Origin of the sequence: Candidatus Palibaumannia cicadellinicola, from assembly GCF_002855795.1 — a bacterium.
Classification (GTDB): domain Bacteria; phylum Pseudomonadota; class Gammaproteobacteria; order Enterobacterales; family Enterobacteriaceae; genus Baumannia; species Baumannia cicadellinicola_C.
The window spans coordinates 1-9,508 of record NZ_NJPO01000019.1 but is presented as its reverse complement, the minus strand read 5'-3'; the positions used below and the strand labels follow the sequence as shown (position 1 = coordinate 9,508).

Genomic DNA, 9,508 nt, shown 5'->3' with positions numbered 1-9,508 from the left:
TAAAACCTAGTAAAGCGGCCTGCCGTACTACGCGATTTAGCGTGACAACCAACAAGCCTGTCAGGGACATAATAGCTGCCGGCCAAAAATTATACGGCGAAAATGCTAGGGTACCACACCCACCTGTAAGTAGCGGGATAGTCAGAATCCAGTAGCGTTTTAAAATAGAGGTGATAGTGATTTGGTACTTGGTTTGCACGAAGATGTCTATAACTATATCACCATAAGGTGATATAAAATTATCAGTTTATAGTATGTCCGTTACTATGCTAATCATTACGCATAATTTTAAGCAAGATAGGGATCTGAATAGCCAAGCTTCTGCATTATTTCTGTTTCTAGCTTTTCCATCTTCTTTGCTTCTTCTTCTCGGAAATGATTATACCCTAGTAAATGCAGTGATCCATGAATCACCATATGCGCCCAATAAGCTTCAGGTATTTTATTTTGCTCCTGCGCTTCTCGTTCCACTACTTGTCGGCAGATCACGATATCACCTAGTAGTAACAGCTCTACTTCTGGTAGAGCCTCGAAAGGAAAGGAAAGTACGTTGGTAGGGTAATTTTTACCTCGATAAGTCTTGTTCAAATGAGAGCTTTCTGCCTCGTCAACCAGTCTAATCGTTACTTCAGCTTGATCACGAAACAGTGGTAATACTCCTTGCAACCAACGCATGAAAGCTTTCTCCGGCGGCAAATTACACTTATCATAACAGGCCAGTTGTAAATCTAACATAATCCTGCTCATAGATGTAGATGTTATCTCCTTTACATAGCTTTTAGCTAACTAGCAGGGAACATCAGATCTGAAGACACCGCGCAGAGAGTTAGGATAAACATCAACAATTTCTACATCAACGAATTTTCCTATCATCTCAAGGTTACCTACAAAGTTTACTACACGGTTATTTTCGGTACGGCCTGATAGGTTCATTACATTTTTGCGTGAAGTACCTTCCACCAAAATACGCTGTACTGTGCCTTTCATAGCGCTGCTGAACTGCATCGCCTGCTGGCGAATACGCTCTTGCAAAAGATATAGCCGCTGCTTTTTTTCTTCCTTACTAACTGGGTCCACCATATTAGCGGCTGGGGTACCCGGACGGGCGGAGTAAATAAAGCTGAAGCTCATATCAAAATTTACTTCTGAGATAAGATTCATAGTCTGCTCGAAATCTTCCTGCGTTTCACCTGGAAAACCGACAATAAAATCTGAACTAATTTGAATGGACGGTCGCGCCTTATGCAGCTTACGAATAATCGATTTATACTCTAGTGCGGTATGGGCGCGTTTCATCATGGTTAAAATACGATCTGAACCACTTTGCACTGGAAGATGAACGAAGCTTACTAGTTCCGGAGTATCTCGGTAGACATCGATAAGATCATCGGTAAATTCAATCGGATGGCTGGTCGTAAAACGGATGCGATCTATCCCCCTAATGGCCGCTACCAGCCGTAGTAATTCAGCAAAAGTGCAGATTGCGCCGCTGTCGCGTGTACCACAATAGGCATTGACATTCTGCCCGAGTAAATGAATTTCACGAACATTCTGATCTGCCAGTTTAGTTATTTCTAACAGAATATCTTGGCACGGCCTACTAACTTCTTCGCCGCGAGTATAAGGTACCACACAGAAGCTGCAGTATTTATTACAGCCTTCCATAATAGAGACAAATGCTGTGGGGCCTTTTGCGCGTGGTTCAGGCAGACGGTCAAACTTTTCTATTTCAGGGAAACTAATATCCACAACTGGACTACGAGTATTACGCACATAGTTAATCATGTCCGGCAGTCGGTGCAAAGTCTGCGGCCCAAAGATAATATCTACATAATTAGCGCGGTCGCGTATGCGAGATCCTTCCTGCGAAGCTACGCAACCGCCTACTCCGATAATTAAATATGGATTAGTTTCCTTCAGTATTCTCCAGCGGCCCAATTGGTGGAAAACTTTTTCCTGGGCTTTTTCCCTGATCGAACAGGTATTAAGTAACAAAACATCAGCTTCTTCGGCGAGATCGGTCAAATGATACTTATGAGTACTATCTAATAAGTCAGCTATCTTTGATGAATCATACTCATTCATCTGACAGCCACAAGTTTTAATATGTAGTTTTTGTTTCATTAGCTTACTCTTACTCGGTATAGTAAAACCAGCTGAAAGCTCGTGCAGGGTGAGTTTTGAGATATAGTCATAAGTATACCACGTATAATAGGGGTTCAAATGGCAATATTTAAAAAAGAGTACCATGATGTAGTCGTTGTAGGCGGGGGAATGGTCGGGGCTACTTTGGCAATCACTTTAGCAAAAGCTGGTTTTAGTGTTATGGTTATAGACTCTCTCCCTTTAGCTAAAGCGAAAAACGAAGCTGAGCCAGATATTCGAGTATCGGCTATTAATTGTACCTCAGTGGAATTATTACGCGGTCTACAAGTATGGCAAAACATAGGCGATAATTTTTGTGTTCCCTATCGCCGGTTATCTATATGGGAATGTCAGTCGTCAGAAGTAGTATTTGATGCAGCATCTCTTAATTTGCCTGAGCTTGGTTTTATGGTGGAAAATAGGCGGCTACAGCAAGCATTGTGGCAGAGATTATCCTGCTGTGACAAGCTTAAGCTGCGCTGTCCGGCAGTACTTCAGGAAATGCAGTATGACTGTGACGGCCACAGCTGGCGGTTAATGCTAGATGACGGCAGCGAAGTTACCAACCGTTTGCTGGTGGGGGCCGATGGTGCCAATTCGCAGGTCAGGCAGCAAGCAGGCATCGCAATCAGCGGCTGGCAATATCGACAGTCTTGCATGCTGCTAAACGTCGAGATAAAAGTGAAAGACGACCAACATAACTCTACCTGGCAGATGTTAACCCCAACTGGGCCACGAGCGTTTTTGCCGTTGTATGATCAGTGGGCATCCCTAGTATGGTATGATAGTGCATTACGTATCCAGCAGCTACAACAATTAACATTACCGTCATTAACATGTGAGGTTCTGACCGCTTTTCCGGCGCGTCTGGGTACTATAAAGCTGCACAACGCAGCTTCATTTCCATTAACGCGTAGTCACGCGCACTATTACGTTAAACCTGGCTTAGCGCTGATCGGCGATGCTGCACATACTATTCACCCCTTGGGGGGACAAGGAGTGAATCTGGGCTTACGTGATGCTCGAGCGCTAGCAGAGGTTTTAATCAGCGCCAGAGAATATGGTGAGTGTTGGGATAGTCTGCAGGTACTCAGGCGTTATCAGCATCAACGCCGCGGCAACAATTTACTGATGCAAACAGTGATGGATATTTTTTATACGACCTTTAGTAATGACCTACCACCGTTGAAGCTAGCGCGCAATATTGGTCTGATGTTAGCGCAGCGCGCAGGTAGTATGAAACTATGGGTACTGAAATACGTTTTAGGTATGTGAAGTATCCTGTTTGACTACTGCCCCTAGAACTTGAAGTAGTTCAGCCTCTTCCATAATCGGAATGTTTAGTTGCTGTGCTTTAGTCAGCTTGAAGCCAGGAGCTTTGCCAGCAATCAACACGTCGGTTTGAGCAGATACGCTCCCACTAATCCTGGCACCTAGTGCTACTAGCTTACCCTTAATTTCTTCCCGTGATAAGGTAGTGAGAGAACCGGTCAGCACAATAGTTTTTCTATCAAATCTATCACATAGATTGGCATGAATAGTTCGTGGATACGGCCATTTGATGCCAATATCTGGGCTTAATAACTCATTGATCACCGCGATATTATGTTTTTGATGAAAAAATTTTCGCACATGAGTAGCAACAATTATTCCGATATCCTGAATAGCAGTTAGTGATGGCATATCTGCCATCATTAGCGCCACCATATTTTGGTAATACATTGCCAAATTAGCTGCTTTTGCCTCTCCTACTTCGCGAATGCCAAGCGCATAAATAAAACGGGCGAAAGTAGTTTGTTTAGCACGTTCTAGTGCATCGAGCAATTTTTCCGCTGTCTTTTGTCCCATACGATCTAAACTGGTCACTCTCTCTTTGTTTAGCCGGAATAAATCAGCCGGTGTTTGCACTAGTTTACAATCGACAAGTTGATCGATAATTTTACTTCCCATACCGTAGATATTCATAGCACGATGGGAAACAAAGTGTTTAAGCATCTCCTTACGTTGCGCATCGCAGACTAGACCCGCGATACAGCGAATAATCTTCTCCCCTTTTACTTGCTCAACTTCGGAGCCGCATACCGGACAATACCTAGGAAATTTCACTGGACGTGCGTCCGTAGACCGTTGTGCTGCCACTACGTTGATAATCTGCGGTATCACGTGACCGGCGCGACGAATCACTACCGTATCGCCGATCATCAATCCAAGGCGTTTAATTTCATCACAATTATGTAGGCTAGCGTTACTAACTCGAGCACCAGCAACTAAAACTGGCTCTAGCCGTGCTACTGGCGTCACTCTTCCAGTACGACCGACCTGGAACTCAACATTTGTCACCCGGGTCAGTTGCTCCTTCGTAGGTAATTTATAAGCAATGGCCCAGCGCGGCGCCCGAGCGATAAAGCCAAGCTGCTGCTGCTGTACTAAAGAATTTACCTTAATCACGATGCCGTCGATATTAAAACCTAGTACCGGCCTAGCCTTATGCACCTGGTGATAAAACCCGAAAACCTCATTGTGGCCTGCACAACGGCGGATACGATCACTAACCGGCAAGCCCCATACTTTAAACTGCTGTAAAAGTTCCCAATGACCTCCCGGTAGTTCTTTTCCCTCTCCCTCTAATAGTCCTACTCCATAACACAAAAAGTTGAGTGATCGTGTCGCGGTAATAGCAGGATCTATTTGTCGTAAAGAGCCAGCCGCTGCGTTACGTGGATTAGCGAACATTTTACCTTTTTCCCGTTTTGCTATCTCATTCAGACGTAGAAAACTGGCTTCGGACATAAAAACCTCACCACGAATCTCAATTCTACGTGGCAGATTACCATCATCTTTCAACCGCAACGGAATAGTACGTATAGTGCGCACATTAGTAGTTACGTCCTCACCTATAGTGCCATCTCCGCGAGTCGCAGCTCGTACTAGCTCACCATTGTGATACAGCAAACTGACAGCTAGTCCGTCTAGTTTTAGTTCACAGCAATAAGTAAGAGCATCGTTATGCTTGAGTTTGTCGCGCACCCGATGATCGAAAGCCAGGAAATCGGTATCTTCGAATATTTTATTGAGTGATAACATAGGCACCTCGTGACGTACTTGGTGGAAGCTGCTTTGTGCTTGTCCACCAACGCATTGTGTGGGAGAATCGGCTGTTAGGAGATCAGGCCGTTGCCTTTCTAGTTCGCGTAGTTGCGTCATAACCCAGTCATATTCGACATCAGACACTTCCGGGGCGTCTTCTAGATAATATAAGAAATCCCAATAACGTAGCTGTTCACGCAATTGCTGAATGTATTGTTCGATCTGTTTCATGGAGAATGGTCTTCTAGCAGTAAAAAAAGATATGAGCTAAGGAATTAAACTATTTGGCTAATTTGCCAACTTTGCCAACCGGTAGCGTATTAACCTCTAGCACATTACGGATACGTGCTAGATATACATTAAATTGGTGCTTAGTTAACATACCACGCTGATCATCTAATATAACTAATACAACGATGCAGCAATCATCGGCAATCTGCTGGGCAGATTATAACATCAGTTTGAAGTGATGACGGACATCACTGTAGGATGGTACCATCATGAACATAGAGACGCTAGGAGTGATAGTAGTGGTAAAAGCCAAGCTGCTATGTTATCCGTATTAAACCAACCAGTTTTGATTATATTTGCTAAACTAAATAGTACAGGATCGCCGTAGGTAGTACTAACTAAATTCTAATCTAGCCTGTAACACACTTTTTAAGTATTCATAGCATATAACAGTGTTGTTATAGGTAGCTATGTGACATTTGCTTGCTAAAGTTGCAAACTTTGCCCGCGCCGATAAGTACAAGTCGACAGTACAAAGTATTTATTCTTACTAGTAAATAGGAATATACCCAACATAGCAAATCTTCTGTGAAAAACTTATTTCTTAATAACATATCGATAGATGATTATTTTACTTTGAGCGATATACTGAAATAGTATACTGATACTGTAATTATTCCTCTAATAGGACTAAGACTGGCCATGAGCAAAATTTACGAAGACAATTCGCTGACGATCGGCTATACCCCTCTTGTCCGTTTAAACCGTATTGGCAATGGTCGTATTCTAGCAAAAGTGGAATCCCGTAACCCAAGTTGTAGCATTAAGTGCCGCATTGGCGCTAACATGATCTGGGATGCTGAGAAACGTGGTGTGCTCAAACCTGGTATAGAACTCGTGGAACCTACCAGCGGTAATACCGGCATTGCATTAGCCTATGTGGCGGCAGCACGTAAATATAAGCTTACTTTAACTATGCCAGAAACAATGAGCATTGAGCGGCGCAAGCTGCTAAAAGCACTAGGAGCGAACTTAGTGCTGACCAACGGACAAAAAGGGATGAAGGGCGCCATCGCTAAAGCAGAAGATATTGTTTTCACAGATCCCAAACGTTACCTGATGCTGCAGCAGTTTAGTAATCCAGCTAACCCTGAGATTCACGAGCATACCACTGGCCCTGAAATATGGCATGACACTGATGGAGAAGTAGATATTTTTATCGCTGGCGTTGGCACCGGCGGCACGATTACTGGTGTAGGCCGTTATCTTAAGCGCACCCAGAACAAGAATGTCATCGCTGTAGCAGTAGAACCTAGCGATTCGCCAGTTATTAGCCAGGCACTGGCTGGAGAAGAGATCACACCAGGACCACATAAAATTCAGGGTATTGGTGCCGGTTTCATTCCTGATAACTTAGATCTCAGTATCATTGATCGTGTAGAAAAAATTACTAATGAAAAAGCGATCCACACCGCCCCCCGTTTAATGGAAGAGGAAGGTATCCTAGCTGGGATTTCCTCTGGTGCTGCAGTTGCAGCTGCGCTTAAATTACAAGAAGAAAAACATTTAGCCAATAAAAATATCGTGGTTATCTTACCTTCTTCCGGTGAACGTTACCTTAGCACCGTTCTATTCGCAGATCTCTTTACTTCAACAGAATTGCAATGAAGCTACCATAGCTAGCTTAATGAAAAGCACCCGAATGGGTGCTTTTTTGTAGTTAATATGATGTGATCAATCACATTTATTTTTGAGTTAGTTATAAATAATGTTTTAAATTATTTATCATAGCGACTACAAGACTTGTTCTTAATTATAATTATATAGGCTAAAGTAAACTTTTTAGGCTAAACTTTAGCACCATGATACTAATATCATCTAATAAGTTGGGGAAATAAAATGTACCAACAAGAAGTTATGATTACCGCTCCCAACGGTTTACATACCAGGCCTGCCACCCAGTTTGTCAAGGAAGCTAAAGGCTTTAATTCTGAAATTACCGTAACCTCTAATGGTAAAAGCGTCAGTGCTAAAAGCCTGTTTAAACTTCAAACCCTAGGCCTCACGCAAGGCACAATCATCACGATTACCGCTAAAGGCGAAGACGAAAAAACAGCAGTAGAACATTTAGTTAAACTAATGGCAGAGCTTGTGTAAGACATACAAGGCACGTTATTTTTAGTTAACATGTGTAACTAATAAGGTAGGGTTATGATTTCAGGTATATTAGCATCACCAGGCATTGCCTTTGGTAAAGCGCTACTCTTAAAGGAAGATGATATTGTCATCAACAGGAAAAATATTACTACCCGCCAGGTTGAACAAGAAATAGAACGTTTTATCGCTGGACGCACTAAAGCGGCCGCACAGTTGGAAACGATTAAAAAGAAAGCTGGCGCAACCTTCGGTAAAGAAAAGGAAGCTATATTTGAAGGACATATTTCATTATTAGAAGACGAAGAATTTGAGCAGGACATCATAGCTCTTATCAAAGAAGATCTCATGAGCGCCGATGCAGCTGTTTACTCTGTTATTGAAACCCAAGCTCAGACGCTCGAAAAACTAGACGATGAATATCTTAAAGAACGTGTTACCGATGTGCGTGACGTTGGCAAACGTCTGCTACGTAATATTCTCAGCATGCCTATCATTGATTTGAGTGCCATTAACGAAGAAGTAGTGCTAGTAGCTGTAGATCTTACGCCATCGGAGACCGCGCAGCTCAATTTAGATAAAGTACTAGGTTTTGTTACTGATCTCGGGGGTCAGACGTCGCATACTTCTATTATGGCTCGCTCACTAGAATTGCCGGCAATAGTCGGCACCAGCAATGTGACCAAAATGGTCAACAACGGTGACTACTTGATTCTCGATGCCATTCACAACTATCTTTATATTAATCCAGAGCCGGGGAGAGTGGAAAAACTAAAAACGCGGCAAAGCCAGTATGTTGCTGAGAAAAATGAGCTAGCTAAGATCAAAGATCTCCCAGCAATTACCATAGACGGGCACCAAGTAGAACTTTGCGCTAACATTGGGACCATACGCGAAGTAGCTGGTGCGGAGCGTAATGGTGCAGAAGGTATCGGCCTTTATCGCACCGAGTTTTTATTTATGAACCGCGATTCTCTGCCAAGCGAAGAAGAGCAATTCCAGGTTTATAAAACAGTAGTAAAGTCGATGCCTACCGGTTCGGTTATCGCACGAACGCTGGATATCGGTGGCGACAAAGATCTGCCTTATATGCACCTACCGAAAGAAGACAATCCGTTCCTCGGTTGGCGAGCGATCCGTATTAGTCTCGATCGTAAGGAGATATTGCATGCTCAATTGCGCGCGATTCTTCGAGCGTCGGCATTTGGCAAGTTGCGTATCATGTATCCTATGATTATTTCAGTAGAAGAAGTGCGTACTCTAAAGCTTGAGTTAGATATGCTAAAGGAGCAATTGCATAAAGAGAATAAGAAGTTTGACGAGGATATCAAAGTTGGCGTTATGGTAGAAACCCCAGCAGCTGCTGTGATAGCTAGTCATCTATCCAAGGAAGTAGACTTTTTTAGTATTGGAACAAATGACTTAACGCAGTATACTCTTGCCGTAGATCGCGGTAACAAGTTAATTTCTCATCTTTATAATCCGATGTCTCCGGCTGTATTAACATTAATTAAAGAAGTTATCGACGCATCTCATGCAGAAGGAAAATGGACCGGTATGTGTGGCGAGCTAGCTGGAGATGAACGTGCTACATTACTGTTATTAGGAATGGGACTTGATGAATTCAGCATGAGTGCTATTTCACTTCCGCGTATAAAAAAAATTATACGTAACACAAGTTTTATGAAAGCAAAATTATTAGCAGAAGAAGCATTAGCTCAACCAACCGCCGAAGATGTTATTAATCTAGTCAATAAGTTTCTTAACTAAAAAATAGAAAGACACTGAGGGTAAGAGATGTTCTGAATATTGAAGTTATTTTATACAAACAAATAACATAATCAGCGATTACTGACTATGTATGAGATTGGTATTAGTTAATAAATATCTT

At 42.7% G+C, this 9,508-nt stretch carries 7 protein-coding genes and 2 pseudogenes; 4 read left to right on the top strand and 5 right to left on the bottom strand.

From position 1 onward, the window contains the following. From lnt to miaB, 3 genes and pseudogenes are all read right to left on the bottom strand, one after another. A pseudogene (lnt, locus tag CEX73_RS03485) lies at positions 1-181 on the bottom strand (apolipoprotein N-acyltransferase); the annotation flags it as partial. A 107-nt stretch (positions 182-288) separates the two neighbouring features. Beyond that, entirely contained in the window at positions 289-747 is a 459-nt protein-coding gene (gene ybeY / locus CEX73_RS00380; protein ID WP_101626672.1) for an rRNA maturation RNase YbeY, read from the bottom strand. A 39-nt stretch (positions 748-786) separates the two neighbouring features. Next, positions 787-2,124 carry a tRNA (N6-isopentenyl adenosine(37)-C2)-methylthiotransferase MiaB gene (gene miaB, locus CEX73_RS00375; protein WP_101626671.1) on the bottom strand — a complete coding sequence of 446 codons (1,338 nt, stop codon included), beginning with the start codon at positions 2,122-2,124 and terminating at the stop codon, positions 787-789. Between the two features lie 99 nt (positions 2,125-2,223). On the opposite strand from miaB, the gene ubiF reads away from it, so the two are divergent. Further along, positions 2,224-3,420 carry a 3-demethoxyubiquinol 3-hydroxylase gene (gene ubiF / locus CEX73_RS00370; RefSeq protein ID WP_101626670.1) on the top strand — a complete coding sequence of 399 codons (1,197 nt, stop codon included), beginning with the start codon at positions 2,224-2,226 and terminating at the stop codon, positions 3,418-3,420. Here the strand turns inward: ubiF and ligA are convergent. Next, positions 3,409-5,463: an NAD-dependent DNA ligase LigA gene (gene ligA, locus CEX73_RS00365; RefSeq protein WP_101626669.1), complete on the bottom strand. Its 2,055-nt coding sequence runs from the start codon at positions 5,461-5,463 to the stop codon at positions 3,409-3,411. The two genes, ubiF and ligA, sit on opposite strands and share 12 nt — an antisense overlap. A 49-nt stretch (positions 5,464-5,512) precedes the next feature. After that, positions 5,513-5,841, bottom strand: a pseudogene (locus CEX73_RS00360) (cell division protein ZipA C-terminal FtsZ-binding domain-containing protein); the annotation flags it as partial. A gap of 324 nt (positions 5,842-6,165) precedes the next feature. On the opposite strand from CEX73_RS00360, the gene cysK reads away from it, so the two are divergent. From cysK to ptsI, 3 genes are all read left to right on the top strand, one after another. After that, a complete protein-coding gene (gene cysK / locus CEX73_RS00355) occupies positions 6,166-7,131 on the top strand; it encodes a cysteine synthase A (protein WP_101626668.1) in 966 nt (321 codons plus the stop codon). Positions 7,132-7,362: 231 nt separating this feature from the next. Continuing rightward, positions 7,363-7,620, top strand: a complete 258-nt coding sequence (ptsH, locus tag CEX73_RS00350; RefSeq protein WP_101626667.1) for a phosphocarrier protein Hpr — start codon at positions 7,363-7,365, stop codon at positions 7,618-7,620. Between the two features lie 54 nt (positions 7,621-7,674). After that, positions 7,675-9,387, top strand: a complete 1,713-nt coding sequence (gene ptsI / locus CEX73_RS00345) for a phosphoenolpyruvate-protein phosphotransferase PtsI (protein WP_101626666.1) — start codon at positions 7,675-7,677, stop codon at positions 9,385-9,387. Positions 9,388-9,508: the final 121 nt, after the last annotated feature.